Source organism: Mesorhizobium sp. P2_C7 (genome assembly GCF_056404515.1).
In genome coordinates, this window is record NZ_JBFUDW010000003.1 from 62,554 (window position 1) to 88,832 (window position 26,279).

The 26,279-nt window shown below is 64.3% G+C and carries 29 protein-coding genes; 18 read left to right on the plus strand and 11 right to left on the minus strand.

What is annotated here, in order from left to right:
- Nucleotides 1-68: 68 nt before the first annotated feature.
- From AC1D2G_RS07980 to AC1D2G_RS07990, 3 genes are all read right to left on the minus strand, one after another.
- Entirely contained in the window at nucleotides 69-1,607 is a 1,539-nt protein-coding gene (locus AC1D2G_RS07980) for a mannitol dehydrogenase family protein (RefSeq protein ID WP_477413155.1), read from the minus strand.
- A complete protein-coding gene (locus AC1D2G_RS07985; protein WP_095091302.1) occupies nucleotides 1,604-2,386 on the minus strand; it encodes an SDR family oxidoreductase in 783 nt (260 codons plus the stop codon). The genes AC1D2G_RS07980 and AC1D2G_RS07985 overlap by 4 nt, the downstream gene beginning before the upstream one ends.
- A gap of 78 nt (nucleotides 2,387-2,464) precedes the next feature.
- Entirely contained in the window at nucleotides 2,465-3,352 is an 888-nt protein-coding gene (locus AC1D2G_RS07990) for a MurR/RpiR family transcriptional regulator (RefSeq protein WP_477413157.1), read from the minus strand.
- A gap of 125 nt (nucleotides 3,353-3,477) precedes the next feature.
- Between AC1D2G_RS07990 and AC1D2G_RS07995 the strand changes: the two genes are divergently transcribed.
- The 9 genes from AC1D2G_RS07995 to AC1D2G_RS08035 all read left to right on the plus strand — a co-directional run bounded on the left by AC1D2G_RS07995 (nucleotide 3,478) and on the right by AC1D2G_RS08035 (nucleotide 13,611).
- Nucleotides 3,478-4,662 (plus strand): Gfo/Idh/MocA family protein, encoded by a 1,185-nt coding sequence (locus AC1D2G_RS07995; RefSeq protein ID WP_477413159.1) that lies wholly within the window; start codon nucleotides 3,478-3,480, stop codon nucleotides 4,660-4,662.
- 94 nt (nucleotides 4,663-4,756) lie between these two features.
- Entirely contained in the window at nucleotides 4,757-5,743 is a 987-nt protein-coding gene (locus AC1D2G_RS08000; RefSeq protein ID WP_477413161.1) for a L,D-transpeptidase, read from the plus strand.
- 341 nt (nucleotides 5,744-6,084) lie between these two features.
- A complete protein-coding gene (locus tag AC1D2G_RS08005) occupies nucleotides 6,085-6,969 on the plus strand; it encodes an AraC family transcriptional regulator (protein WP_095091306.1) in 885 nt (294 codons plus the stop codon).
- A gap of 250 nt (nucleotides 6,970-7,219) precedes the next feature.
- Nucleotides 7,220-8,296: an ABC transporter substrate-binding protein gene (locus AC1D2G_RS08010; protein ID WP_477413163.1), complete on the plus strand. Its 1,077-nt coding sequence runs from the start codon at nucleotides 7,220-7,222 to the stop codon at nucleotides 8,294-8,296.
- Nucleotides 8,297-8,445: 149 nt separating this feature from the next.
- Entirely contained in the window at nucleotides 8,446-9,267 is an 822-nt protein-coding gene (locus AC1D2G_RS08015; RefSeq protein WP_477413165.1) for an ATP-binding cassette domain-containing protein, read from the plus strand.
- On the plus strand, nucleotides 9,264-10,517 hold the full coding sequence (locus AC1D2G_RS08020; RefSeq protein ID WP_477413167.1) for a sugar ABC transporter permease: 1,254 nt from the start codon (nucleotides 9,264-9,266) through the stop codon (nucleotides 10,515-10,517). The genes AC1D2G_RS08015 and AC1D2G_RS08020 overlap by 4 nt, the downstream gene beginning before the upstream one ends.
- Nucleotides 10,518-10,539: 22 nt before the next feature.
- A complete protein-coding gene (locus AC1D2G_RS08025) occupies nucleotides 10,540-11,265 on the plus strand; it encodes an SDR family oxidoreductase (protein ID WP_184875240.1) in 726 nt (241 codons plus the stop codon).
- 153 nt (nucleotides 11,266-11,418) lie between these two features.
- Nucleotides 11,419-13,020, plus strand: coding sequence for an FGGY-family carbohydrate kinase (locus AC1D2G_RS08030; protein ID WP_477413169.1), 1,602 nt, complete (start codon nucleotides 11,419-11,421; stop codon nucleotides 13,018-13,020).
- A gap of 315 nt (nucleotides 13,021-13,335) precedes the next feature.
- Nucleotides 13,336-13,611, plus strand: a complete 276-nt coding sequence (locus AC1D2G_RS08035; protein WP_477413171.1) for an excalibur calcium-binding domain-containing protein — start codon at nucleotides 13,336-13,338, stop codon at nucleotides 13,609-13,611.
- A 27-nt stretch (nucleotides 13,612-13,638) separates the two neighbouring features.
- Here the strand turns inward: AC1D2G_RS08035 and AC1D2G_RS08040 are convergent, their stop codons facing one another.
- Both AC1D2G_RS08040 and dinB read right to left on the minus strand, forming a co-directional pair.
- Nucleotides 13,639-13,980, minus strand: a complete 342-nt coding sequence (locus tag AC1D2G_RS08040; RefSeq protein ID WP_477226818.1) for a hypothetical protein — start codon at nucleotides 13,978-13,980, stop codon at nucleotides 13,639-13,641.
- 128 nt (nucleotides 13,981-14,108) lie between these two features.
- Nucleotides 14,109-15,356 (minus strand): DNA polymerase IV, encoded by a 1,248-nt coding sequence (gene dinB / locus AC1D2G_RS08045; RefSeq protein ID WP_477413173.1) that lies wholly within the window; start codon nucleotides 15,354-15,356, stop codon nucleotides 14,109-14,111.
- Between the two features lie 209 nt (nucleotides 15,357-15,565).
- On the opposite strand from dinB, the gene AC1D2G_RS08050 reads away from it, so the two are divergent.
- Nucleotides 15,566-16,279: a DUF899 domain-containing protein gene (locus tag AC1D2G_RS08050; RefSeq protein ID WP_477413175.1), complete on the plus strand. Its 714-nt coding sequence runs from the start codon at nucleotides 15,566-15,568 to the stop codon at nucleotides 16,277-16,279.
- Nucleotides 16,280-16,330: 51 nt separating this feature from the next.
- Here AC1D2G_RS08050 and AC1D2G_RS08055 read toward each other — a convergent pair whose 3' ends face one another.
- The gene (locus AC1D2G_RS08055) at nucleotides 16,331-16,753 is read right to left on the minus strand and encodes a winged helix-turn-helix transcriptional regulator (protein ID WP_477413177.1); all 423 of its coding nucleotides are present in this window, start codon (nucleotides 16,751-16,753) and stop codon (nucleotides 16,331-16,333) included.
- A gap of 111 nt (nucleotides 16,754-16,864) precedes the next feature.
- Here AC1D2G_RS08055 and AC1D2G_RS08060 point away from each other — a divergent pair, with 111 nt between their 5' ends.
- The 4 genes from AC1D2G_RS08060 to AC1D2G_RS08075 all read left to right on the plus strand — a co-directional run bounded on the left by AC1D2G_RS08060 (nucleotide 16,865) and on the right by AC1D2G_RS08075 (nucleotide 20,543).
- Nucleotides 16,865-17,452 (plus strand): dihydrofolate reductase family protein, encoded by a 588-nt coding sequence (locus tag AC1D2G_RS08060; RefSeq protein WP_477413179.1) that lies wholly within the window; start codon nucleotides 16,865-16,867, stop codon nucleotides 17,450-17,452.
- A 128-nt stretch (nucleotides 17,453-17,580) separates the two neighbouring features.
- Nucleotides 17,581-18,462, plus strand: coding sequence for an SDR family oxidoreductase (locus tag AC1D2G_RS08065; protein WP_477413181.1), 882 nt, complete (start codon nucleotides 17,581-17,583; stop codon nucleotides 18,460-18,462).
- 106 nt (nucleotides 18,463-18,568) lie between these two features.
- On the plus strand, nucleotides 18,569-19,519 hold the full coding sequence (locus AC1D2G_RS08070) for an alpha/beta hydrolase (protein WP_477413183.1): 951 nt from the start codon (nucleotides 18,569-18,571) through the stop codon (nucleotides 19,517-19,519).
- Nucleotides 19,520-19,607: 88 nt separating this feature from the next.
- Nucleotides 19,608-20,543 carry a sigma-70 family RNA polymerase sigma factor gene (locus tag AC1D2G_RS08075; RefSeq protein WP_477413185.1) on the plus strand — a complete coding sequence of 312 codons (936 nt, stop codon included), beginning with the start codon at nucleotides 19,608-19,610 and terminating at the stop codon, nucleotides 20,541-20,543.
- A gap of 8 nt (nucleotides 20,544-20,551) precedes the next feature.
- Here the strand turns inward: AC1D2G_RS08075 and AC1D2G_RS08080 are convergent, their stop codons facing one another.
- The 4 genes from AC1D2G_RS08080 to ada form a co-directional block, all read right to left on the minus strand.
- On the minus strand, nucleotides 20,552-21,295 hold the full coding sequence (locus AC1D2G_RS08080; protein ID WP_477413187.1) for a 2OG-Fe(II) oxygenase: 744 nt from the start codon (nucleotides 21,293-21,295) through the stop codon (nucleotides 20,552-20,554).
- Nucleotides 21,292-21,858 carry a methylated-DNA--[protein]-cysteine S-methyltransferase gene (locus AC1D2G_RS08085; RefSeq protein WP_477413189.1) on the minus strand — a complete coding sequence of 189 codons (567 nt, stop codon included), beginning with the start codon at nucleotides 21,856-21,858 and terminating at the stop codon, nucleotides 21,292-21,294. Before AC1D2G_RS08085 ends, AC1D2G_RS08080 begins: the two co-directional genes overlap by 4 nt.
- 309 nt (nucleotides 21,859-22,167) lie before the next feature.
- Nucleotides 22,168-22,404: a hypothetical protein gene (locus AC1D2G_RS08090; protein WP_457152606.1), complete on the minus strand. Its 237-nt coding sequence runs from the start codon at nucleotides 22,402-22,404 to the stop codon at nucleotides 22,168-22,170.
- Between the two features lie 8 nt (nucleotides 22,405-22,412).
- The gene (gene ada / locus AC1D2G_RS08095; protein ID WP_477413602.1) at nucleotides 22,413-23,543 is read right to left on the minus strand and encodes a bifunctional DNA-binding transcriptional regulator/O6-methylguanine-DNA methyltransferase Ada; all 1,131 of its coding nucleotides are present in this window, start codon (nucleotides 23,541-23,543) and stop codon (nucleotides 22,413-22,415) included.
- A 137-nt stretch (nucleotides 23,544-23,680) separates the two neighbouring features.
- Between ada and AC1D2G_RS08100 the strand changes: the two genes are divergently transcribed.
- Nucleotides 23,681-23,977 (plus strand): type II toxin-antitoxin system HigB family toxin, encoded by a 297-nt coding sequence (locus AC1D2G_RS08100; RefSeq protein WP_457152607.1) that lies wholly within the window; start codon nucleotides 23,681-23,683, stop codon nucleotides 23,975-23,977.
- Entirely contained in the window at nucleotides 23,977-24,375 is a 399-nt protein-coding gene (locus AC1D2G_RS08105; RefSeq protein ID WP_184875228.1) for a helix-turn-helix domain-containing protein, read from the plus strand. The genes AC1D2G_RS08100 and AC1D2G_RS08105 overlap by 1 nt, the downstream gene beginning before the upstream one ends.
- Before the next feature lie 52 nt (nucleotides 24,376-24,427).
- On the opposite strand, the gene AC1D2G_RS08110 is transcribed toward AC1D2G_RS08105, so the two are convergent.
- The gene (locus AC1D2G_RS08110) at nucleotides 24,428-25,120 is read right to left on the minus strand and encodes a winged helix-turn-helix transcriptional regulator (protein WP_457152609.1); all 693 of its coding nucleotides are present in this window, start codon (nucleotides 25,118-25,120) and stop codon (nucleotides 24,428-24,430) included.
- 174 nt (nucleotides 25,121-25,294) lie between these two features.
- Here AC1D2G_RS08110 and AC1D2G_RS08115 point away from each other — a divergent pair, with 174 nt between their 5' ends.
- Both AC1D2G_RS08115 and AC1D2G_RS08120 read left to right on the plus strand, forming a co-directional pair.
- Nucleotides 25,295-25,621, plus strand: a complete 327-nt coding sequence (locus AC1D2G_RS08115; protein ID WP_095091320.1) for a DUF1330 domain-containing protein — start codon at nucleotides 25,295-25,297, stop codon at nucleotides 25,619-25,621.
- A gap of 121 nt (nucleotides 25,622-25,742) precedes the next feature.
- Nucleotides 25,743-26,273 carry a hypothetical protein gene (locus tag AC1D2G_RS08120; RefSeq protein WP_477413190.1) on the plus strand — a complete coding sequence of 177 codons (531 nt, stop codon included), beginning with the start codon at nucleotides 25,743-25,745 and terminating at the stop codon, nucleotides 26,271-26,273.
- Nucleotides 26,274-26,279 lie beyond the last annotated feature (6 nt).

The following is a 26,279-nucleotide window of genomic DNA, read 5'->3' on the forward strand; positions in this document are numbered from 1 at the left end:
CGCAATTCCGGGCGGAAAGCCGTTTCACACTTTTCCTGGAATTGCTCTCGCTTCATGACCGACTTCCACTATGCCGATTGTGCGGGCCGCTTCAACCGTACCGCCTCGCCCTGTTCCAGACTGTGCCTGACGGCGGCCATCGGATCGTCCGACAGCAGCTCGCCGAGCGTTGATGTGACGGACCTGCGGAACACATCGTTCGCGGCAAGGCCGGGCTCGAAAATCGTCTCGATGGCAAGGATGCCGGCCACCAGTGCCTGTGGATCGCGGCCGGTTGCGTCCGATATGTCGGCGACCTTGCCGGCATAGGGGTCCGACACCGGCCAGCGTTTGCCGAACCGTGCCGAGGCCTGGATCAGATAGGCCATCCAGCCGGCGACCGGGAGCGCCAGCAGCGCGATGCTTTGGCCCTGGCTCAGGCGGTCGCGGATCGGGTTGAGCAGGCGCTGGACGATCTTTTGCGAACCGTCGGTGGCAATCTGGTGGTTGCGGTGGCGGATCGCGATATTGCGCAGCCGAGCGAGGCTCTGCGCGACATAGGCCAGCGGGTCCATGCCCGGCACCGGCAGCAGCGTCGGCAGCGTCTCTTCGACAAGCATGCGTTGCACGAAGGCCAAAAGCAGCGGGTCGGCGATGGCATCGAATGTGTGTTCGAGGCCGGCCAGCACGCCGAGCGTGGCAAGCGTCGTCTGGGCGCCGTTGAGCACCCTCATCTTGAGATGTTCGAACGGCGTGACGTCGTCGACGAAGCTGGCGCCGACCCGATCCCAGCGCGGCACGCGGCCGGCGAATTTCTGCTCGATCACCCACTGCCGGAACGGCTCGCCGACGACGACCGCGGCATCGCGGTAGCCGAAACGCTGCTCGACGCCGTCGTGATCGGCTTGCGTGACCGCCGGCGCGATGCGGTCGACCATGGCCGACGGGAAGGCGGCGTTGGCCGAGATCCAGTCGGCAAGGCCATTGCCGCGCCGTTCGGCAAAAGCCTGCACGACATTGGCCAGGATAGTGCCATTGGCCGGGATGTTGTCGCAGGAGAGCAGCGTCAGCGGCTGGCCATGTGTCGCCCGGCGCAATTCCAGCGCCCGCGCCAACAGGCCGGGCACACTGCGTGGCATCCCGGGGTTGGCGAGGTCGTGGACGATGTCGGGATGGTCGAGATCGAGTTCGCCGCTGGACGGGATGTGGCAATAGCCTTTCTCGGTCACCGTCGTCGTCACCAGTTCGATGTCGGAGGAGGACAGCACATCGAGCGCGGGTGCGGCACTCGCCTGGCTGTCGACGACCTCTATGATGCTGCCGATGACGCGCGCCTCGACGTTGCCGTTCTCGCGGATCAACCGCGTGTAGAGACCGCCTTGACGGCCGAGTGTGTCGGCGAGGCGGGGTGGCCGGATGTTGATGCCGACGACGCCCCAGCGGTCGAAATGGCTGGCCAGCAGATCGTCGGTGTATTCGGCCTGGTGGCAGCGGTGGAAGGCGCCGACGCCGAGGTGCGCCATGCCCGGCGCGAGCGCCGCACGGTCATAGGCCGGTTTCTGGACGGTGGTTGGCAACCGGGCGAGCAGCGCCGGCCCAAGTGTCTCGGGGGAGGGGGCGACGCTCACCGGTTCGCCCCGATCACCCACTGTTCCTGGTCGACCAGCGTGCCGGTCATCGGTCCGGCCGCGTCGGAAAGCAGGAAGACGGCGAGGTTCGCCACATCGCTTGTCGAGAACAGGCGGCCGAAAGGCTGCGAGGCTTTGGCGGCGTCGAGCCAGCCCGGACCGTTGCCGAGCGTCTCGGCCTGCATGGTGCGTTCGGCCGGTGTGTCGGTCCAGCCGACATTGATGCCGTTGACGCGGATGCGGTCGAAGCGATGGGCGTTGGCGGCATTCTTGGTCAGCGTCGCCAGCGCGCCCTTGGTCGCGGAGTAGACGGCGAGCTCCGGCGAGCCGCAATGGGCATTGATCGACAGGATGTTGACGATGGCGCCGCCCTGGCCGCGCTTCTTCATATCGGCAATCGCCGCCTGCATGAGGAAGAATGGTGCGCGCGCATTGACGGCGAAGAGCGCTGCCCAGTCATCGAGGTCGGCATCGAGGAAGGACGCGCGGTCGGTCAGGCCGGCGGCGTTGACAAGGCCATCGATGCGGTCGAAGCGATCGATGCAGGCTTGCGCCAGCAGGGCAGGGGCTTCGGGGTCGGAGAGGTCGGCGGCGACGAAAACCGTGGGCGTTCCGAGCCGCGAAAGCTCGGCTGCGACGGCATCGCCGCGCGCTTTCTCGCGACCGGTGACCAGCAGACCACCGGCGCCCGAACGCGCAAGCGTTTCGGCAATTGCTCGGCCAATGCCTTGCGTCGCGCCGGTGACCAGCACCACCTTGCCTTTGAGCTGAAGCTCCATTCCTCCTCCCGGAACAAAGTTTCTATTTTTCGAAATATGGAACGTCAATTCCCGGCAGTCAATTGTGCCAGCAGCGCCTCATTGGCCGCGGCGCGCGACGACTGCGTGGACCAGCGCCACGCCGACGGCCAGCGACGCCGCCAGCGAGCGGAAGCCGGCAAAGTCGGATTCGACCACCTCCAGCCAGGTGTCCGACAGCCGGATGAGCGGGCTGAAGGTGCTGTCGGTGATGGTGACGATGCCGGCGTTGCGCTCATGCGCCACGGCGACGAGGTCGGGTGTGATCGAATTGTAGGGGCTGAAGGACACCGCCAGCACGGCGTCCTGCCTGCCGATGCAGCCGACCTGGTCGAGCGCGGTGGAGCCGACATTGTCGACCAGCACGTTGCGCACGCCCTGCTGCCAGAGCGTCAGCGACAGATAGGTGGTGACGGGGAAGGCGCGCTTGGAGCCGATGACATAGATCAGGTCGGCGGCCGCCAGCAGCGTCACCATCTTCTCGAAACTCTCGATGTCGAAATCGCTCTCGACGCGGCCAAGCGAGGCCTGTGAGGCGCCGACCATGCCGTGCAGGAAATGCAGGTCGGCGTTGGGTTCGCTCCGCTGCTCGCCGCGTCCGTCCGGCCACGACCCTTTGATATGGTCCTTGAACAGGCCCTGGAAATCGGAAAAGCCGGCATAGCCAAAGATCTGGGCGAAGCGCACCAGCGTCGAGGGCTGCACGCCGGCCTGTGCCGCTACCTGCGCGATGGTGCCGAGCGCGACGTCGCTCGGATGTTGCCACAGGAAGATGGCGACCTGACGCAGCCGCTTGGGGAAATGCACGGTGCCGGACGACAGCACCGCGCGCAACTCCTCATAGGTCTGTGGCTGGATGTAGCCGAGCGCCGCCAGCGAGCGTCCGCGTTTGCGGGTCGCCGCTTCGTCGGCAACGGACCGTCCCGATGTTTTGCCTGCCCCACTCATGATTTCAGGCTAGCGCGGCACGATCGTTTTACAATATGGAAATTGGAAATCGGGTTCGAAAGCGTTGGCGGCGTCATCGGCTTGCACCCCTCAGAAATCGCCTGTCCGGAGGAGTTTGAAGAATCATGGTCTATGCAACATCGGACGGCTCGACACGGCAGCGCTTGCGGGTCGGCATGGTCGGCGGCGGCCGCAATGCCTTCATCGGCGCCGTGCACCGGCTGGCCATGCGGCTCGACGACCAGATCGTGCTGGTCGCCGGCGCGCTGTCATCCGACCCGGAGAACGCCGCCGCATCGGCCGCCGAGATCGGCATCGCGCCGGAGCGCAGCTATGCCGATTTTCGCGTGATGGCGCAGGCCGAAGCCGCGCGACCGGACGGCATCGAGGCCGTCGTCATCGTCACGCCAAACCATCTGCATGCACCAATCGCGACAGCCTTCCTCGAAGCCGGCATCGACGTGATCTGCGACAAGCCACTGTCGACGACGCTGGCCGACGCCGAAGCGCTGGTGGCGCTGGCGCGGGCGAAGAAACGCCGCTTCGTCGTCACTCTCAACAACACCGGCTACGCCATGGTCCGCCAGGCCCGCGAGATGGTGGCGGCGGGCGAACTCGGGCGCATCGTGTCGGTGCACGGCGCCTACATCCAGGACTGGCTGACCAGACCGATCGACGCCGAAGGCCAGAAGCAGGCGGAGTGGCGCACCGACCCGGCGCGCGCTGGGCAGTCGGCGGTGCTGGCCGATATCGGCGTGCATGCCTTCAATCTGGCAAGCTACATCTCGGGCTGTGAGGCCGAGGCGGTTTCGGCCGACCTGTTCACCGTCGTGCCGGGGCGCCGGCTCGACGACAATGCGCATGTGCTGGTGCGTTGGACGGGCGGGGCGCGCGGCACGATCCTGGCCAGCCAGACATCGCCCGGCCACTACAATGATTTGTCCGTGCGCATCTATGGCGACAGAGCCGGGCTGGAATGGTCGGGCGCGCGCCCGGAGGAGCTGCGCTTCTCCCTCTACGGCGAGGAAAGCCGTACGCTCGTGCGCGGCGGCCATGGCTCGACGCAAGAGAGCCGGCGGGTGTCGCGCATGCCGGCGGCGCATCCTGAAGGTTACATCGAGGCCTTCGCCAATTTCTACCGTGACGCCGCCGACATCATCCGCGCCCATCGTTCGGGCGCGGCGGTCGATCAGGCGCGCGCGGGGCAGGTGCCCGATGTCGTCGATGGCGCGCGCGGCGTGAAATTCGTCGCGTCGGCGGTGGAGTCGAATGCGGCTGGTGGAGCGTGGACAGCTGCCCGGTTCGGGTGAGAGCGAGGCGCGACCCGATCCGCCCAAACATGACCGCTTCTATCCGGGCCGGAAAGCCTCTAGACTGACGGCTGGTCATGACGAGGGGGGCGGCATGGGGCTCGACAGACGGCATTTGGTGCTTGGCGCCGGCGTGCTGGCGTTGTTGCCGGCGGCGCGAAGCTTCGCCGCCGAGACGCTTGAGGACATCAAGGATCTCAAGCCCGGCGAGTTCACCTGGCATCCGGAACGCCAGAAGAAGGGGCCGGTCGCCATCATCGTCTCCTTGCCGCAGCAACGCGTGCATGTTTATCGCAACGGCGTGCGCATAGCCGTCTCGACCTGTTCGTCCGGCAAGCCCGGGCATGAGACGCCGACCGGCATCTTCGTCATTCTCCAAAAGGACAAGGACCACAAGTCGAGCACCTACAATGATGCGCCGATGCCGAACATGAACCGGCTGACATGGTCGGGCATCGCGCTGCATGCCGGCAATCTGCCGGGCTATCCGGCCTCGCATGGCTGCGTGCGGCTGCCGCTCGCCTTTTCCAGCAATCTGTTCGGCATCACCCATATCGGCACGCCGGTCATCATTTCGGGCGCGCGCGGCGACCCGGCCGAACTGACCAATCCCGGTATGGTGCTGGGCGGCTACGCGGCCGGGCAGTTCCAGAACGTTGTCGCTTCCAAGGACGGCCACAAGCGCGCCGCCGATTGGGTCGAGCCGGAGGATTTCCCGGTCACCTCGATCATCGCCTCGTCGGGCGACAAGCAGATCATGCTGATCGAGAACGGCGTGGTCGTCGCGCAGGCGCCATTGACCATCACCGGCTCCGGCGGGCTTGGCAGCCATGTGCTGACCTTGCAGGTGGCGGGAGCCGCCAATGACTGGCAATGGGTCGACATCAGCCGCAGCGCCAGTTCCGGCTCGTTCTTCAACAATGAGCAAGACATGCTCAAGCGGCTCAGCACGCAAAAGAGCTTCCTCGACGCCATGCAGGCGAGGATGCATCCGGGCATGGTGATGGTGCTCACCGACGCGCCGCTGCATCCCGATAGCCGCTCCGGCCAGGACTTCGTCGTCATGTCGGCGACGGACTGAGCAGGTTTCCGTTTACGGCGGTCGCGCATGAGGCGGCTTTGACCCAGCTTGCTTGGCTTGATCCGAGACGGATGGCTGGGAGGGCAGGTTGAACAGGGGCAGTTGCCCTCGTGAACCATGCGCGTTGCCGTCAGCAGTGCTGATCCCATCCTGTCCGAATATTGCCTTTCCATGTCCCTATCCCGGTCAAAAAAGTATCATCCGTTGCCCTGAATCGTGGTGGCGCCTGCTGTCATGAGCCGGTAGCGTGTCTCGAAATGCAGAGCCGAAACCAATTCGGCCGGTTTAGGGAATGTGGGCCGAACGCGGCAACGATCCGCGCTGGCCCGGAGGAGACGGACATGGAACCGGACCTGGAAGTTGTCCAGATACGACGCGGTGAGTCCTTCAAGGCGTGGTCGCATGGCTACCCCTTCCACACGGTGCGTTGGCATTTCCATCCCGAATATGAACTGCATCAGGTGATCTTCACCAACGGCCGCTATTTCGTCGGCGACTTCATCGGCGAGTTCGAGCCGGGCAATCTGGTGCTGACCGGACCCAACCTGCCGCACAATTGGGTCAGCGATATCCCGAGGGACAGCTCCATTCCGCTGCGCGGCCGCATCATCCAGTTCTCGGAAAGCTTCATTGGCGACGCCATGCATGTGCTGCCGGAACTGGCGGGGCTCGGGCCACTGCTCGAGGCGTCGCGGCGCGGCGTGCTATTTTCCAGCCGCACCAGCAAGGAGCTGGCGCCGCTGATGGAAGAGATGATGCAGGCGCAAGGCGTGCGCCGCATCGAGCTGTTCATGTTGATATCCGGCCTGCTCAGCCGGGCTCAGGAATTCCAGCTGCTCGCCAGCGCCAGTTACCGGCCGGATCCCTCGGGCTATATGACCGCCGGCATGAACAAGGCTTTGGCTTACATCCGTGAGAACCTGACGCAGCTGTTTGACGAGACGGATCTGGCGGCCATTGCCGGCCAGTCGACCGGCGCCTTCTCACGCTCGTTTCGCCGCCACACCGGCATGTCGCTGGTGCAATACGTCAAGCGGCTACGCATCAACCTCGCCTGCCAGATCCTGATGAGCGACGAGCAGGCCTCGATCACCGACATCTGCTACGAGGTCGGCTTCAACAATCTGTCCAATTTCAACCGGCAGTTCCTGGCGGAGAAGGGCATGCCGCCCTCACGTTTCAGGCGTCTGCTGGCCGACAATATCAACGCGGGAAAAGCCGCTTAACGGAGGAGCCAGGGAGGAACCAAGGGAGGAACCACATTTTTTCGCCTGACAACGTGGCCCGCATAACGCGGTCCGCGATGGAGAGCGCTTGTCCTAGAAATCCTTCGTCAGCGGAGGATGCTGGCGCGGCCAAGAGGCCGGTGCCGGGCCCTGGTTCCCAATTGCAGTTGGGGCGAGGGCGGAGGCGTGTCTTCACAACAAAGCAGTCAACGACCTTCTTACAACCATATCCAGAAACGGAGAAGACCGAATGACCCGATTTTCATCTTCATTGAAGTCCGCCGGCATGGCAGCAATTGCGCTGTCGCTGTTGGCCGGCACTGCCGCGATCGCAAGGGCCGCCGAGGTCACCGACGCCACCGTCGCCTTCCTGATGCCCGACCAGGCCTCGACCCGTTATGAACAGCACGACTATCCCGGCTTCGCCGCCGAGATGAAGAAGCTGTGCCCGAGCTGCAAGGTGCTCTACCAGAACGCCGATGCCGACGCCTCGCGCCAGCAGCAGCAGTTCAACTCGGTGATCTCGCAGGGGGCCAAGGCGATCGTGCTCGATCCCGTGGACTCGACCGCCGCCGCCTCCCTGGTCAAGCTGGCGCAGAGCCAGGGCATCAAGGTCATCGCCTATGACCGGCCGATCCCGACCGCACCGGCCGACTTCTATGTCTCGTTCAACAATGAAGGCATCGGCAAGGCGATCGCCGACTCGCTGGTCGCGCATCTGAAGGCGCTCAAGGTCGATCCGGCCACGGGTGGCGTTTTGCAGATCAACGGCTCGCCGACCGACGCGGCGGCAGGGCTGATCAAGAAGGGCATCCATGAAGGTCTCGACAACAGCGGCTACCAGATCCTGGCCGAATACGACACGCCGGAATGGGCGCCGCCGAAGGCGCAGCAATGGGCCGGCGGCCAGATCACCCGCTTCGGGCCCAAGATCCTCGGCGTCGTCGCTGCCAATGACGGCACCGGTGGTGGCGCCATCGCGGCCTTCAAGGCAGCCGGCGTCGATCCGGTACCCCCGGTGACCGGCAACGACGCGACGATCGCCGCCTTGCAGCTGATCATCGCCGGCGACCAGTACAACACCATCTCCAAGCCGAGCGAGATCGTGGCGGCAGCTGCTGCCAACGTCGCCATCAAGCTGCTTTCGGGCGAGACGCCGAAGGCCGAGATGACGCTGTACGACACGCCCTCGCAGCTGTTCACGCCGGCGGTGGTGACGCAGGAAAACCTGAAGGCCGAGATCATCGACAAGAAGATCAACACCGCGGCCGAACTCTGCGTCGATCGCTACGCGGAAGGCTGCAAGAAGCTGGGCATCGGGAACTGACCGCGACCCTTGCCCCGTTCCGCTGCCTGGCCGAACAATAGGAGCTGGAGCCCCACCCCGAATGCATCGGGGTGGGGCTGGCTCCGGCGGCGGCCAGGCAGCGCCCACCCGTTTTTTGAACCGGTCCTTTCTTGAAAGGTATTCCAGGCATGATCGATACCCCGGACGAACCGGTTCCGACAGGCGAGCTGGTGCTCAGCCTGCGCGGCATTTCGAAGAATTTCGGTGCCGTTTCGGCACTCACCGACATCGATCTCGATGTCCACGCCGGCGAGGTGGTGGCGCTGGTTGGCGACAACGGCGCCGGCAAATCGACGCTGGTCAAGATCCTCGCCGGCGTGCATCAGCCGAGCTCGGGCACCATCAGCTATCGCGGCAAGCAGGTGACGCTGGCCGACCCGAGTGCGGCGCTGACGCTCGGCATCGCCACCGTGTTCCAAGACCTGGCGCTGTGCGAGAACCTCGACATCGTCGCCAACATCTTCCTCGGCCGCGAGCTCAACCCGCTGCGGCTGGACGAGGTGGCGATGGAGGTGCGCGCCTGGACGCTGCTCAACGAGCTTTCGGCGCGTATACCCAGTGTGCGCGAAGTGGTCGCGTCGCTGTCGGGCGGCCAGCGCCAGACGGTGGCGATCGCCCGCTCGCTGCTGCTCGAACCCAAGCTGATCCTGCTCGACGAGCCGACGGCGGCGCTTGGCGTCGCGCAGACGGCGGAAGTGCTCAACCTGATCGAGCGGGTTCGCGACCGCGGCCTCGGCGTCGTCATCATCAGCCACAACATGGAAGACGTGCGCGCTGTCGCCGACCGCATCGTCGTGCTGCGGCTTGGCCGCAACAACGGCATCTTCACCCCCGACGCCTCGAACCAGGAGCTGGTCAGCGCCATCACCGGCGCCTCGAACAATTCGGTGTCGCGGCGCGCCGAACGCCGGCAAGCGCGGCAGGATCAAACCCAGGAGCCACGCCCATGAGCCGTCAAGTCGAACAGGCAGCTCCGCCGCAGCTCGACCGCGCCGACGTGCGCGTCAAGCATGAGGCCGGTTTGAGCGGCAGTATCCGCGCCTTCGTCGACCGCGTGCGCTCGGGCGATCTCGGCTCGCTGCCGGTCATCGTCGGGCTGGTCATCATCTGGACGGTGTTCGCCAGCATCAATCCGATCTTCCTGTCGAGCAGCAACCTGGTCAATCTGCTGTTCGATTCCTCCACCGTCGGAGTCATCGCGCTCGGCATCGTCTGCGTTTTGATGGTCGGCGAGATCGACCTGTCGGTCGGCTCGATCAGCGGCTTTGCCTCGGCGCTGGTCGGCACGCTTTGGGTCAACCAGGGCTGGCCGGTGGCGCTCGCCATCCTGGCCGCGGTCGCCGTCGGCGGCTTCATAGGCGCGCTTTACGCGCTGCTGTTCAACCGGCTCGGCATGCCGAGCTTCGTCTCGACGCTGGCAGGACTGCTCGCGGTGCTCGGCCTGCAGCTCTACATCCTTGGCTCCACCGGCTCGATCAACCTGCCTTACGGCTCGAACCTGGTTGATTTCGGCCAGCTTCTGGTGATGCCGAAATTCGTGTCGTTCGGGCTGGCGGCGGTGCCCGGCATCGTCATGCTGATCACCGGCCTGCGCAACGTTGCGCGTCGCCGCGCCGCCAACCTGTCGGCACCCTCGACCGGCGGTATCGTCACGCGGGCGGTGGCGATCACGATCGTGCTCGAACTCATCGTCTTCTACCTCAACCAGGCGCGCGGCATCCCGTGGATGTTCGGCCTGTTCGTCGGCCTGGTCATTGCCATGCATTACGCGCTGACGCGGACGAAATGGGGCCGCTCGATGTCGGCGGTCGGCGGCAATCGCGAGGCAGCGCGGCGCGCCGGCATCAATGTGCGGCTGATCTATTCCAGCGCCTTCGTGCTGTGCTCGATGCTGGCCGCTTTCGGCGGCGTGCTGTCGGCGGCCCGGCTTGCGTCGGCCAGCCAGCAGGCCGGCACCGGCGACGTCAATCTCAACGCCATCGCGGCAGCCGTCATCGGCGGCACCAGCCTGTTCGGCGGCCGCGGCAGCGCCTATTCGGCACTGCTCGGCATCATCGTCATCCAGTCGATCGCCAGCGGCTTGACGCTGCTCGATCTGTCCTCGTCGCTTCGGTACATGATCACAGGCGCCGTGCTCGCCATAGCAGTCATCGTCGACTCGCTGGCCCGCCGTTCGCGTGTTTCCCATGGCCGGGCCTGAACCCATCAACAGGAAGAGAGATATGACTCAACTGTCCGGAAAAGTTGCGGCCGTCACCGGGGCGGCGTCGGGGATCGGCCTCGAATGCGCAAGATACATGCTGGCGGCTGGCGCCAGCGTGGTGCTGGTCGACCGCGCCGAGGCGACGCTGAACAGCTTGTGCGCCGAACTCGGCCCCAAGGCGATCCCGCTGGTGATCGACCTGATGCAGCCATCAAGCGTCGCCACCATGATGCCGCAGATCCTGGAAAAGGCCGGGCAGCTCGACATCTTCCATGCCAATGCCGGCGCCTATGTCGGTGGCGAGGTGCTGACCGGCGATCCCGATGCCTGGGACCGCATGCTCAACCTCAACATCAACGCCGTGTTCCGCTCAATCCACGCGGTGCTGCCGCACATGGTCGAGCGCAAGACCGGCGACATCATCGTCACCAGTTCGATCGCCGGACTGGTTCCGGTGGTCTGGGAGCCGATCTACACCGCGTCCAAGCACGCCGTGCAGGCCTTCGTCCACACGGTGCGCCGGCAGGTGGCCAAGCACGGCCTGCGCGTCGGTGCGGTGGCGCCGGGCCCGGTGGTGACCGCGCTGGTCGATGACTGGCCAAAGGCCAAGCTTGAGGAAGAGCTCGCCGCCGGCGGCCTGATGCAGCCGCGCGAGGTCGCCGAGGCGGTGATGTTCATGCTGACCCGGCCGCGCAACGTGACGATCCGGGATTTGGTGATCCTGCCGCAGAGCAATGATTTGTGAGGGGAGTAAGGGAGTACGGGAGTATGGGAGTATGGGAGTAGGGCAGTATGTTGTTCTGCGGTCCAAAGTCCGGGCTCAAATCTAGTCCCATTCGCCTGCTGCCTATTCCCCTACTGCGTTACTCCCTTACTCCCCTAACCGAAGGTTTCCCCCATGCCCCATTATCTCGGCATCGACGTCGGCACCGGCAGCGCGCGGGCAGGGGTGTTCGACCAAGCGGGAAAGTTGGTTGCCTCGGCCAAGCAGGACATCGAGGTCTGGCGCGAGGCCGGCGACATCGTCGAGCAGTCGAGCAACGATATCTGGCGGGCGGTGTGCATTGCCACCCGCGCCGCTGTCGCTGAAGCCGGGATAGCGCCCGAGGCGATCGCCGGCATCGGTTTCGACGCCACATGTTCGCTGGTGGTGCTGGGTGAGGGCGGCGTGCCGTTGCCGGTGGGCGCGTCCAACAATCCCGAACGCAACATCATCGTCTGGATGGATCACCGCGCGATCGAGCAGACGCGCCGCATCAACCGCAGCGGCGCGGCGGTGCTGAGCTATGTCGGCGGCGTCATCTCGCCTGAGATGGAGACACCGAAACTCCTGTGGCTTGCGGAAAACATGCCCGCCACCTTCAACGCCGCCTGGCAGTTCCTGGACCTCGCCGATTTCCTGACCTGGCGGGCGACTGGCAGCCTTGCCCGCTCGGTCTGCACGGTGACTTGCAAATGGACTTATCTGGCGCATGAGAGCCGCTGGGATGAGACATATTTCCGCAACGTCGGCCTCGGCGCGCTGGCCGACGAGGCGTTTGCGCGCATCGGCACCGAGATCGTGCCGGCGGGAGCATCGCTGGGCGGCGGACTGATCGCGCAGGCGGCGGCCGACCTTGGCCTCGCCCCCGGCACCGCGGTGGCGGCCGGGCTGATCGATGCGCATGCCGGCGGTGTCGGCACGGTCGGGGCGCGCGGCGATTTCGGCAGTGTCCTGTCGCGCATGGCCTATGTCTTCGGCACCTCGGCCTGCACCCTGTCGTCGACCGCCGAACCGGCCTTCGTTGACGGCGTCTGGGGTCCGTATTTCTCGGCCATGGTGCCGGGGCTGTGGCTGAACGAGGGTGGTCAATCGGCGGCAGGTGCCGCCATCGACCATCTTGTGCGCATGCACCCGGCGGCCGGCGAAGCCGCGGCCAGGGCGCAGGCCGAAGGGATCAGCCTCAGCGCCTGGCTGTCGCTGCAGGCGCAAGGCCGTGGGGGTGCCGCAGCAATGCCGGCGCTGGTCGGCGAGATCCATGTCGTGCCGGAATTCCTCGGCAACCGCGCACCTTTCGCCGACCCAGATGCGCGCGCGCTGATTGCCGGGCTCGATCTCGACACCAGCCACCAAAGCCTGGTCGGGCTGTATGTCGCCGGCGTCTGCGGGCTGGGCTACGGCGCGCGCCAGATCGTGCGGGCCGAGCATGAGAAGGGCATCCCTGTCGACACCATCGTCGTCAGCGGCGGCGCCGGGCAAAGCCCGCTGGTGCGCCAGCTGCTGGCCGACACGACAGGCATGGTGGTGGTGGCGTCGACCTCGCCGGAGCCGGTGCTGCTCGGCTCGGCGATGTTGGGCGCGGTCGCCGCCGGCTCCTACAAGGACCTGGTGACGGCCATGGCGGGCATGTCGGAACTCGGCGAGGTCTATCATCCCAACGCTTCGCTGGCCGGCTGGCACGCCAAGCGTTTCGCGGCGTTCGAGCTGTTGCAGCAGGCCGGCAAGGCGATCAGGGGCTGAGAGAGCTATTTCGAAATTCTACTCTTGCGGCCATGTGATGGCGTTTTCTGCGCTTCCGTTGCTCACGGACCAAATGTCCGCTGCCTACGGTTCTCGAAACCACCATCACATGACTCACCAGAGCGAATTTCGAAACAGTCTCGAAGGCCAGCGGCTCCGCCAATTCCCTGAACGCGTTGAACTCGGCCCGGTGTCGTTGCCACCACAGACGGCTCAAGATAACCTGTGTTGGGGTACGGAAACCGGGGCGTGCCAGGAATGCTTCTGCCATTCTTGCGTTGGCCTTCAGCTCATCGCCTGGGCAGGCTGAAATGGGTGGCTCTTTTCGCGCCGTTCATTCTGTTGTCCGGCTACATCGTCTATGGCTTTGTCGGCATCCAGATCGACTCGCCGCTCTCCGCTCTCAGGCACTTTGCTGCGTTCCCGAACTGCACAGCCGCCCGCGCCGTCGGCCTTGCCAACGCGCATAAAGGGCAGCCCGGCTATTGGCCGACACATGATGCCGACAAGGACGGAATTGCTTGCGAGTCTTGGGATGGCGGAAGCGCCAGCGGCGTCAGGGTGCATCGCTATTGGCGCACCGGCAGATAGCTCTCGCCTAGGCTGTCTGTCGTCGTCTCATTGAACAGACTGGATGAGCCATAGGAGAGCCAGAAGGTTGGCGAGCGACATGCCGGCCGGGCCGAAAGTTTTCATCCGATCATCGATCGTGGCGCCTATGATCGCATCCCCAGCCTGCACAAGGATCATTATCCAGGCGATGGCTTCAAGCCATTCCGTCGAACCCGTAAAAAACGGCACGGCGCTTGCGACCACCAAGGCCACGCTGCGTGCACAACCGTAGAAAGCTATTGTCCGGGCGTTGCCGGTTTCGTTCATGGCGGCAGCCAAGGAGAAACCGAGACTGACGACCGCGCTGAGAGCTGTGACTGACGCGCAAACGATGAAGGCTGTGAACATCGCATTCCATGGCTTGTGGCCGCTACACCTTACTCGAATAGCCAGGGCCTGAAATCAAGTCACTCTTTTGCTGCTACCAGTTACAACTTGCGCGGTCATATGCAGGGCACGATTGGCTTCGGCTACCCTCAGAGCTCCTTCTGCGCCAATTCCCTGAATTCGTCGGGTACGGAGCGTGCGGCCTCCAGCGCCACCGTGCCGTAGCCGACCGCCTGCTTGCCAAAGCGCTCGCGGATCTTGTCGATGGCGCGGTCGGCACCGAAGCGTGCCAGGCCTTTTTGGGTGCCCGGACGGCGCTTCTCATCGGCAAGGCCGAGCGGCAGTTCGAGTTGCAACTCGGCACTTTCCTCGAGATGCGAGACCGAGATCGCCAGCAGCGAGATCGTCTTCTCGTAAGGGTGGTCGGCAAGCGCGCCGCGCACCAGGTCGCCGGCGATCTCGGCCAGCATCGCGGTCGCCGCGATCGGCTGGTCAAGCGTGATCGAACGCGTGACGGCGCTGAGATCGGCAAAGCGCACGCGCACCGTCACCGTGCGGCCGGGCCTTGCCTTGGCGCGCAGCCGGCTGGCGACGCGGTCGGCCAGATGCAGCAAAGTGGGCACGATCACCCGCGCCACGGCAGGCTTTTGCCCAAGTGCCGATTGGGCGCCGGCCGAGTGCGCCCGGCGCTTCGTCTCCAGTTTGCGCGGGTCGCGGTTCCATGACAGCGCCGACAGCTTTTCGCCGGCGGCGGGACCGAGCAGCCGCGTCAGCGCGCCGCTGTGTGTCCTGGCCAACTGGCCGATGGTCTCGATGCCGATTTCGGCCAGCCGCGCCTTCGTCGCCGGGCCGACGCCCCACATCAGCCCGACCGGCAGGTCGTGCAGGAAGGCGATCTCGGTGCCTGGGTCGACCACCACCAGCCCGTCGGGCTTGGCGACCTGCGAGGCGATCTTGGCCAGATGCTTGGTGCGCGCCACGCCGATCGAGATCGGCAGGCCGAGCTCGGCCCGGACGCGGCGGCGGATGGTCGTGGCGATCTCTTGCGGGGATCCGAACAGGTGTGTGCAGCCCGCGACATCGGCAAAGGCTTCGTCGATGGAGATGCGCTCGACCACGGGTGTGAAGTCGTCGAGCACCTTGATCGCCGCGTCGCCCAGGCGCTGGTAGTCGCTGAAATTGCCGCCGACGAAGATCAGCTGCGGGCAGAGCTCGCGCGCCTTGCGTCCCGGCATGCCGCCGCGCACGCCGAAGGCGCGCGCCTGGTAGGAGGCGGCAAGCACGACGCCGCCGCCGACCGCAATTGGTTTGCCGCGCAGCGACGGATCGAGCAACTGCTCGACCGAAGCATAGAAGGCGTCGAGATCGGCATGCAGGATGGTGGCTGTCGTTTCCATCCCGACCGCACATCCGCAGTTGCTGATAGATTGGAACATATAGAGAACAAAGCGCGCACGACTGTCAAGCTGAATGTCGGCGTCCGGTGCTATCAGCCGCGTTCTTCAGCACAAATTGCTCAGGCGACGTCGGATCGCGGTTTTCGACAACGTCTTTAGGACAGGTAACGAGACCGTCAGCATACGCCAGAGTGCGGAAGGAGGACGACATGAACGACCACATCATCGCGCCTTACACGGATTGGTTTGAAGCGCACAAAGCGCATCTCGAGAAAGAAAAGGCGTTTACGCGCCAGCGTCAACAGCTCGCGGCGGACCGGCGGGCACTGCCGTGGCTGCGGATCGACAAGCCCTACGAGTTCGACACGACCCAGGGAAGGAAATCGTTGGCCGATCTCTTCAAGAACCGCAGCCAGTTGATCATTTATCACTTCATGTTTCCGCCCAATGCAGACTATCGGTGCACCGGCTGTTCATTCCTTTGCGACCACATCGACGCCGCCAACCAGCATCTGATGCATCACGACGTCTCCCTGGCCGTCTGCTCGCGCGCTCCTCTCGCCGAGCTACTGGACTTCAAGGCGCGGATGAATTGGCAGTTTGATTGGGTGTCGTCATTCGGAAGCGATTTCAATTTCGACTTCCAGGTATCGTTCACCGAGGACCAGATCAACTCGGGCAAGGTGTTATTCAATTTCGAGGAGGTCGCGATATCAGGCAGAGATCGCGGCGGTACAACCGTTTTCTATAAAGATGATGATGGCAAGATTCATTGCACTTTCCAGGTACGGGGCCGTGGTGGCGAGAACCTGATAGGGACCTATAGCTATCTCGACCTCACTCCCGTCGGCCGCAATGAAAATGGGCCGTCACATACGCTGGGTGATTGGGTCCGTCTTCACGATGAGTATGATGGTCGCTGATGGTCATTTTGTCGGCGCGAGGGATCGCCTGCCTTGGCAGAGCTTTTGCGATCATGTGTTCGCCAGATGCTCCGCCCGCAACGCCACCTTCATCTGGTCCAGTGCGGCCTCGCCGCCCGCCGCCAGATCATCGGCATTCCGGGCGAGCTTCTCGTCGGCCTTGCGGTGCTTGCTGCCCCAGGCGCCGAGCGTCGCCAGCACGGGCAACAGGTCGATGCCGGCCTCGGTCAGCCTATAGACCGTTTTCAGCCCGTGTGTCGGGTCGTCGCTGCGGGTGAGGATGCCTTCGTCCTGCAGCGTCTGCAGCCGCTCTGCCAGCGTGCGCGAGGAGATGCCTTCGTCGGACTGCAGGAATTCGCGAAAATGCTTTTTCCCGGCGAAGATCAGGTCGCGGATGATGAGCAGCGTCCAGCGGTCGCCGAGCAGTTCGAGCGACAGGTTGATCGGGCAGCCGGACTTTCCCTTGGTCGACATGTCTATGGTTCCATTTTTAAATCAATTTACTATTGACATCATTCTCCGCGGTGCGTCAAATGGTTCCAGAAGTAAATCATTCGTCAGTGTCGGACAAACCGGAGAATGACCATGAGAAAACTGATCCTGCAGATGCAGATGTCGGTCGACGGCTTTGTCGGCGCCGACGAGGATCATCACTGGCAGCTCTGGGAATGGGGCGACGACAGCGCCTGGGACGACGAGCTGAAGCGGGACTTCAACGCCGTCTTCGCCGGCGTCGACACCATCCTGCTCAGCCGCAAGATGGCCGAGGAGGGGTACCTGACCCATTGGGGCAATGCGGCGAAGAAATTTCCGGGCGATCCGTTCTATGCCTTTGCGCAGCGCATCGTCGAAGCACAAAAGGTGGTGCTGAGCGACAGGCTCAACGCCTCGCGGTGGGAGCGCACAACGGTGGCGAGCGGCGACCTGCCGCGCGAGGTCAAGGCGCTGAAGGCGGGCGAGGGCGGCAACATGGCCGTCTTCGGCGGCGCCGGTTTCGCCTCCTCACTCATCGCGGCCGGGCTGGTCGACGAGTTCCAGTTGTTCGTCAACCCGGCGGTGCTGGGCGCGGGACGGCGGATCTTCGACCAGGGCGGTTTCGAGACCCTGCGGCTGCTCGGCTCGAAAGCCTATGCCTGCGGGATGGTGGTCAACCGCTACGCGCCAGTGGCATGATCCGAGGCATGGCGGAGGCATCTCGCCGATAAAAATGTTTGGGCGGAATCCTTTGCCCGCGTCTCTTCGTCTTCAACGTGCGGTCGCCAGAGGGCGGGCGCATCAATCCTGAACGGAGAGACAAGACCATGATCCTGGTGACAGGCGCCACGGGCCTGAACGGCAAGGCGATCGTGCGCGAGTTCGCACGGCAGAAGCATGAGGTGAGGGCGCTGGTGAGGGACCCGCCCCGGGCCTCGGCAGCGGGGCTCGACGAGCTTGCCGGGATACAACTGATCGAGGGCGATATGCGCCGGCATGAAACGCTGGGCGCTGCACTCGACGGCATCGACCGCGTGCTGATGATTTCGACCGCCGCCGAGGACATGACGGAAACGCAGTGCCGCTTCATCGACACCTGCAAGCAGGCCGGTATCGCCCATGTGGTGAAGTTTTCCGGCGCGGAATCCAACGTCGGCTATGACGCGACGAAATTCCGCTTCACGCGGATGCATGAGGAGATCGAGCGCTATCTGGAAGGGGCAGGCTTGGCGTGGACGCATCTACGCCCCAGCCAGTTCATGCAGGTCTATCTGCGCGACGCGCCAACCATTGCCGCCGAGGGCGTTTTTCGTCTCGCACTCGGCGACACCGAACTGTCGCCGGTCGATGTCGAAGACATCGCCAAGGTGGCCTTCCGGCTGCTGCGCGATGGCGGCCACGCGGGCGAGAGCCTCGACATGACCGGGCCCGAGGCGCTGACGATGTGCGATGTCGCGGCGCGGATATCGCAAGCGATTGGCAAGTCGGTTCGCTATGTCAATGTGAGCCCTGAAGTGCGGCGCCGCAATCTGCTGGCCGGCGGCGTTCCAACCGACTTCGCGGATGCGCTGGACGAGCAACTGGCCGAGCGGCTGCGGCGGCCGAAATCGCGGGTGCATCTCGCGACGCACGAGATGTTCGGCGTGCGGGCAACGCCGTTCGTCGAATTCGCCCGGCGTCATGCCGCAATGTTTGGCGGCGAGCACTAGCCGCGCGCGAAAAAAACTTCCGCGGCCACGTATCCTTTCCGACCGCCCGTTCGTCCTAGGCTTCGAAGGTCGCGCGGCCCGCGATCCGCAACCCCGGGAGACCACAATGGCGAGCATACAGAGCGAGGCAAACAGGAACCACTACGCGGCGCTGGCTGCCAATGCCGGCAAACTGACGAGCCCGCAAGCGATCATCGACTACAACGACACGCATTGGACGGCGCTGACCGGCGAACCGGGCGGCGTCGACTATATCGAGGTCGATGCCGGTGGCGTGCCGGCGATGTGGATCGTGCCGAAGGGCGCCGACGAGCAGCGGGTGCTGTTCTACGCGCATGGCGGCGGCTTCATCGGCGGCTCGATCTACACTCACCGCAAGCTGGTCGGGCATCTGGCCAAGGCCGTCGGCTGCCGGGCGTTGCTCTACGGCTATCCGCTGGCGCATCAGGCGAAGCATCCGGCCCAGCTCAATGCGGCGATGACCGCCTGGAACTGGCTCACCGACCGCACCCGGCAAGGCTTCGATACCAGGCACGTCGCACTTGCAGGCGATTCCTGCGGCGCGGTGCTGACCTATGGCGTGCTGCAGTGCCTTCGTGCGGAAGGCAGGCCGCTGCCTGCCGCGACGCTGATCATCTCCGGCTGGTTCGACATGGCGCTGACCGGCGCCAGCTATGAGACCAACCGCGACAAGGACCCGGCTTTCGCCAAGGCTGCCGTCGACTGGCTGGTGACGAACTTCATCGACGATGGCGACCGGCTCGATCCGCTGGTCAGTGCGCTCTATGCCGACCTCAGCGGTTTTCCGCCTGTCTTCCTGCAAGCCGGCGCGGATGAGACGCTGGTCGACGAAAGCCGCATGTTCGCCGAGCGCGCCAGGCTGGCCGGCCTCGAGACGCGGCTCGACGTCTTTGAAGGCATGCTGCATTCCTTCCAGATGATGGCCGGCAAGGCGCCGGAAGCCGACGACGCGATCGGCCGCCTCGCCACCTGGGTGCGGCCGAGACTGGGCTTGCCGGCTACCAGCGACAAAGTTGCCGGCGACAGAGCGGCTTGAGCATGCGCCGGCTGGTCGTATCGAGCTTCGTGCTTGTGGACGTGCAGCACTTGCGCAATGGTGTGGTGACGCCGACCGATATGCCGCGATGAGCCAGCAGATCCGCAAACCCGTCGAACCGGCACAAGGGATGCAGCCGCGGCTTGACCCCGAAGGCCTGTTCGACCAGCGCTACAAAGAGTTCCTGGAGACGGTTTCGCATCTGCGGGTCAAGCTGCACCGATACTGCGCGCGCATGACCGGTTCGGCCCTCGATGGCGAGGACATCATGCAGGAGGCGCTGTTCGAGGCCTATCGCAAGATCGAATTGCTCGACGATGCGCAGGCGCTGCGGCCCTGGCTGTTCCGTATCGCCCACAACCGCTGCATCGACTTCATCAGGAGCCGCCGCGCCCGGCAGCGAGCCGAGGCCGGCTATGCCGGCGACGAGATCGTGCTGCCTGTCGAGCCCGCCGGTCCCGGCGCCGGCCGTGCCATCGAGCGGCTGGTCGTGCATCTACCGCCGAAGGAACGCGCCTGCGTGCTGCTGAAGGATGTCTTCGACCATTCGCTGGAGGAGATCGCCGATCTGGTCGGCTCGACATCGGGCGGTGTCAAGTCCGCGCTCAACCGCGGTCGCGCCAAGCTCGCCGTCTTGCCGGCGCAGCCGATCGCGGCACCGCTACACGATGCCGAACTGGCGCGGCTGCTCGACCGCTATGTCGAATTGTTCAACAAACGAGACTGGGACGGGGTGCGGGCGCTGACCAGCGCCGATGCCCGGCTGCGCGTTTCGGACTGCTACAATGGCTTGCTCTCCAGCTCGCCCTACTTCGCCGAATTTGAGCGCAGCGAGCTGCCCTGGCGCATACGGCCAGGCGCCTTCGAAGGGGAAAACGTGCTGGTCGTCGACAGGCTGCATGGCGTGGTCTGGCGGCTGGCGTATCTGGTGCGGATCCATGCCGACGGCGGCGTGATCGACCATATCAGCGACTACTATGCGTGTCCCTGGATCCTGGATATGGCATCCGCCGACGCCGGATGAAGTCGGCCTCACTTGGCGTCGTGAAAAATAATGCCGACCGTGTGGCGCATGCCTGAGCGCAGGCGGCTGACGCCGTGGCGCAAGTTCACGCGGTAGTTGCCCTTGGTTCCCTGCACCGGCCGGTTGTGGACGGCGAAGGCAACCGCGTCGCCCTGGCGCAAGGGCACCACTTCGACCCGGCTCTGCATGCGCGGTCGCTGTTCGGTCAGCGCGAACTCGCCGCCGGTGAAATCTTCGCCCGGTTCGGAAAGCAGGATCGCTACCTGCAGCGGGAAGGCGAGGTCGCCGTAGAGGTCCTGGTGCAGGCAGTTGAAGTCGCCGGGTACATACTGCAGCAACAACGGCGTCGGCCGGATCTGGCCGGCGGCATGGCACTGTTCGAGAAACTCGGCATGCGTCGCTGGATAGCGCATGGCTTGCCCCATGCGCTCGTTCCACTGATTGGCGACGCCGGCCAGCCTGGGATAGAGCGCGCTGCGCATGCCGCCCAGGAGGTTGGGCAAGGGATAGCGGAAATAACGGTACTCGCCCTTGCCGAAGCCGTGCCTGGCCATGTGGATGTGGCTGCGGAAGTGCTGCTCATGAGGATAGAGGCCGGCGATCCGCCGGCACTCCTCGGGCGAGAGCAGCTTTTCGATCACCGCGCAGCCGAAGCCGTCGAGATCGGTGGCAAGGGCTGGCCAGTCGTAAGCGGCGACGCGCGTCTCAGCGGCTTCGACCACGGATGCGGCAACCTTGGCATGGGCGTTCATAGCGTTGCCTCCTTGTCGAGGAGGGCGCGCTTGCGCTCGATGCCCCAGCGATATCCGGACAGCGTGCCGTCGGTGCGGACAACGCGGTGGCAGGGAATGCCGAGCGCGATGGCGTTGGCCGCGCAGGCTGTCGCCACGGCGCGGGCACCGTTCGGCTGGCCAAGGCGGCGGGCAAGGGCGGTGTAGGTGACGGTGGCGCCGCACGGGATGGTGCGCAGCACGTCCCACACCCTCTGCTGGAACGGCGTGCCGTGGCGCATGTCGAGCGGCAGGTCGAGACCGGCGCCAGGCGTTTCGACGAAGCGCGCTATCGCCGTGAGATCGTCGCGCAAGGCGGTCTCGTCTTCGACCAGCATCTTGCCGGGGAAGCGATTGCCAAGGTCCCGCTCCAGCGCGTCGGCGTCCGAGCCGATCAGGATGGCGCAGATGCCGATATCGCTGCGCGCCGCCAGGATCTTGCCGATCGCGGACTGGCCGATGGCATAGGCGATGGTGTCGAGGGTAGCGGCAGCGTTGCGTGCTATCGCTGTCTGTACTGGCGTTCGGGTTTGCATGAGGTTCATTGCCTTCGCTCCTTTGTCTTGTGCCTGAACCCTAGTCGCGTGCCGGCCGTGTCTCACTCCGATGCTTGCTTTCAAATTCAAATCGCAGGGAACTGCGTAAAGTATGTGCTCTACGGCGCCCCCCTCTGTCCTGCCGGACATCTCCCACAAGGAGGGAGATTGGCAGTTCTGCCGCCGGCTTCTCTTCCTGCAACGCTGGAGATTGGCCAAGGTCGTGGTGACAGCCGATCTCCCCCCTCGTGGGGGAGATGTCCGGCAGGACAGAGGGGGGCGCCGTAGAGCGCTGATATTGAAACCATTCCCATTTTGTCATGCGACACGGGTGACGGAGATTTCACCGAGCAGGAACACTTCGCCGGTCAGGAGCCGCAGCTCGATCTCGCCGGTCGCGGTCAGGTTCCACTCGACCTTGCCATTATCGACCATCTGGCTAACGACGGTCATCACCAGTGATTTCGCGTCATCGGCGCGCCGGTCGCGTGAACTGTCGCGGGTTTGGCTGCTCCCATCAGCGGTAGTGTCGGGAGACCTGGCCATCGCGCGCATTGCGTCTCCTAGGTCTGAGAAGACCGATGGTCTGGTCTCGCCCCGCCCGATGAGCCGGACACCGCCTCCCGGTCGAGCAGCGCGCGCTTGCGCTCCGCACCCCAGGCGTAGCCGGACAGCGCGCCGTCTTTCCTGATCACGCGGTGGCAGGGAATGGCGACGGCAAGGCTGTTGGCCGCACAGGCGGCGGCTATGGCGCGGGCCGCCCTTGGCGCAGCGATGCGCTCCGCGATCTCGGCATAGGAAACCGTGTGGCCGACCGGGATGTCCTGCAAGGCCTGCCAGACGCGCTGCTGGAACGCGGTGCCGCGCACGTCGAGCGGCAGTGCGAGGCCAAGCGCCGGCGCTTCGACGAAACCGACGACGCGGGCGACCAGAGCCTCATAGTCGCGGTCGCCGCCGATCAGCCGCGCCCTGGGGAAACGGTCCTGCAGGTCGCGCACCAGCCTGTCCGGCTCGTCGCCGAGCAGGATCGAGGCGACGCCTTTTTGGCTCGATGCGACCAGGATGGCGCCGAGCGAGGATTCGCCGACGGCAAAGCGGATTTCTTCATGCGCGCCGCCGGCGCGATAGCGCGTCGGCGTCATGCCGAGCATGCCGGTCGATTTCTCGTAGAAACGTCCGCTCGAATTGAAGCCGGCATCATAGATCGCCGATGTCACGCTGGCGCCGTCCTCAAGGCCCTGGCGGATGCGGGCGGCGCGCTGCGCGGCGGCATAGTCCTTCGGCGTCAGCCCGGTGACGGCCCTGAAGACGCGGTGGAAATAGCCGGCGCTGCGCCCGGCGGCGGCCGCCAGTTCGGCGAGCGACGGTTCTTCCTCGCTCCGTTCGATCCTGCGGCAGGCGTCGGCGACCATCGCGGCGTTCCCGGCCTCCAGCGACGGGCCATCCGGATTGCAGCGCCGGCACGGACGAAAGCCGGTCGCCTTCGCCTGGTCCATAGTGTCGTGCAATTGCACGTTCTTCGGGTTGGCGCGTCGTGACGGGCAGGAGGGCCGGCAATAGACGCCGGTCGTCGCCACCGAATACCAGAATTCTCCGTCGGCCGATTTGTCACGCGAAACGATGTGCGCCCAGCGCGGATCGTCGGCAACCGGCAGCGGCGTGGATTTCAGATTCTTGGCCAGGGTGATGAACATGCCCGGCATTGAAGCCGCCAAAAGCCGGCCTCGCCACCCGTTTCCTGCCAAGTGTCAGGAGGCGCAAGCCTCATAACTGCCTTTCCTGATTGGGGAAACCCTCTTGTTCCCAAATTGGGAACTTGCTATATCAGGCCATGCAGATAATTGCCAAGAAAGCCCTGAAGGACTTTTGGGCCAAACACAACCAGGCCGAAGCTCCTTTGACAGCTTGGTATGTGGCTGTTGGCAATGCTGATTGGAAGACCCCGGCTGACATCAAGGACGCGTTTGGGGCGACAGTCGACTTCGTGGGTGACAATCGCGTCATTTTCGACATCGGCGGCAATAAGTTTCGCTTGATTGTCCACGTCGCCTACAAGTTTCACCGCGTTCTGATCAAATTCGTCGGGACACACAAAGAGTATGACAAGATTGATCCGGAGAAGGTGTGATGGAAAATATTCGACCCATTAAGACCGAAGCCGATTACGATTGGGCGATCGCCGAAATCACCAAGTATTTCGAGAATGAGCCGGAGGTTGGCTCCCTCGATGGTGACCGATTCGACATTCTCGCAACTCTGATCGAAGCTTATGAGGATAAGCACTATCCGATTAAGGCACCCGATCCCGTCGAAGCTATTCACTCACACATGGAACTGTTCAACCTGTCGCGAAAGGCTCTGGCCGAGGTGATCGGGTCGTCGCCTCGGGCGACTGAGGTGCTGAACAGAAAGCGCGCCTTGACCCTGGATATGATCTTCAAACTGAACAAGGAATGGAACATTCCCGCCGATGTCCTCGTGCAGCCCTACCATCTTGCAAATGCCAGAGGCCGCAAGCGCGCCTGAGCCGTCGCCGGACGCCAAGCGCCGCCGACCGCCGTCGCCCGAGCCGTCGTTGCTACGCCGCCCGCTTGGGTTCGATCGCAAATGGGCTGAGACCCAACCAGGTCTGCATTTTCCTCGCGATGTGCTGGTCGCCGGTCAACGCGACCTTTGCCCCGGCCTTCTCGACCGTGATCAACCCCATCCAGATCGCCGTCATCGTGTGCAAGTCGGTCGAGACGTAGAGATCGACGTCAAAGCCCGGATCGTACCAGCACAGATCGACCTCACCGTGCTTCTCGACGATCAGCCACCACGACCGTTTGGACGCCGGTAGCTCCTGATACAGAAATTGTATCACCGTGCGCCCATCGGGCAGCGGCGAGGGGTTCAGGTTGCGCCGCATGTCCCACATCAGCAACGACGGATCGAGGTTTTTCAGCGACAGCCGGGACTCGACCCATTTCTGTCCCCAGAAGCCCATCGCCTCGACGACTGGGCGCAAATCCCTGCCGGCTTCCGTCAGCCGATATTCGAAGATGCCTTTCTCGCCCGGCACTTCCTTGCGCTCGATGATCCCGGCCAGTTCGAGCTCCTTGAGCCGTTGCGACAGAAGGGTCGGTGACATTTTCGGCACGCCGCGGCGCAGGTCGTTGAAACGGGTCGAGCCTGCCACAAGTTCGCGCAGCAGAACCATGGTCCAGCGGGTGCAGAGCACCTCGGCTGCCATCGATAGCGGACAGAACTGCTTGTATCCGTGCTGGGTCATGATTGGTGCCTCTCCCTCGAACCTGAGCTGAATATTAGGCCTTCATGAAGGAAGCGGCCAGTACGGAAACTGTACCACCCCAGTACAGATCGCGGACTGGTTGGCCGGCGTCCTGCCATGCGACCTCTTGGCCGGTGCACGGGATACCCCTTGCGCCACAATCAGGAGACGACCATGACCGCTTACATCATCGCAGACATCAAGGTGAAGGACCCGCAGTGGATGCCGTCCTATGCCGCCTCGGTGCACGATCTCGTCCACAAGCATGGCGGCAGATACCTGTCGCGCAGCGGCAATGTGAAAACGCTCGAAGGCAAGCCGCTCGACACCACGCTGATCGCCCTGATGGCGTTCCCGTCGGAAGCGGCGGCGCGTGCCTTCACCAACGATCCGGCGTATGCGCCATTCGTTTCGGCCCGACAGGATGGCAGCGACAGCCGTTTCCAGATGATCGACAACACCGATCTGGCCGGAACGATCCCGTATCTGCCGAAGGGATGACCGTTCCCGGCATTCGTCGCATCGATTGCGGGATCTCCAAGCAACAACAGTCACAGCGCTTGTGTGTCGGGCCTCCTTATTTTCGGCGGCCGGCCAGCTGTGCTTTTTCAAGAAGAATGGAATGAACATGATATCGAACGTCCGAAACAGGCTTCTCATGGCGGGGGCCATGCTGGCCGTCTGCACCGCATTCGCGCAGGCGCATCAGGAAGCGCCTGCGTCCGGCCCCAATCCGCTGGCCGACAAGGTACGGGCTGCCAACAGCCGGTTTGTCGACGTCAAGGCCGCGACGGCCGAGGGCTATGCGCCCATTCCCTGCGCCAGCGGCATCACCGGCGGCGCCATGGGCATCCACTACGTCAACGGCCAGTACCTGAAGGACGACAAGATCGACATCGCGCGTCCCGAAGCCGTGATGTACGAGCCGATGGCCGACGGCAAGCTGAAGCTGGTGGCGGTCGAATACATCACCTCGAAAGGGCCGGCGTCGCTGGACGGACAGCTGTTCAACTTCAACAGCGCGCCCAACCGCTATGGCCTGGGCGCGTTCTACGAACTGCATGTCTGGGCGTGGAAGGGCAACCCGACCGGCACCTTCGCCGACATGAACCCCAAAGTGTCATGCGAACACGCGATGGCGCCGAGCCAGTAGCCGGCA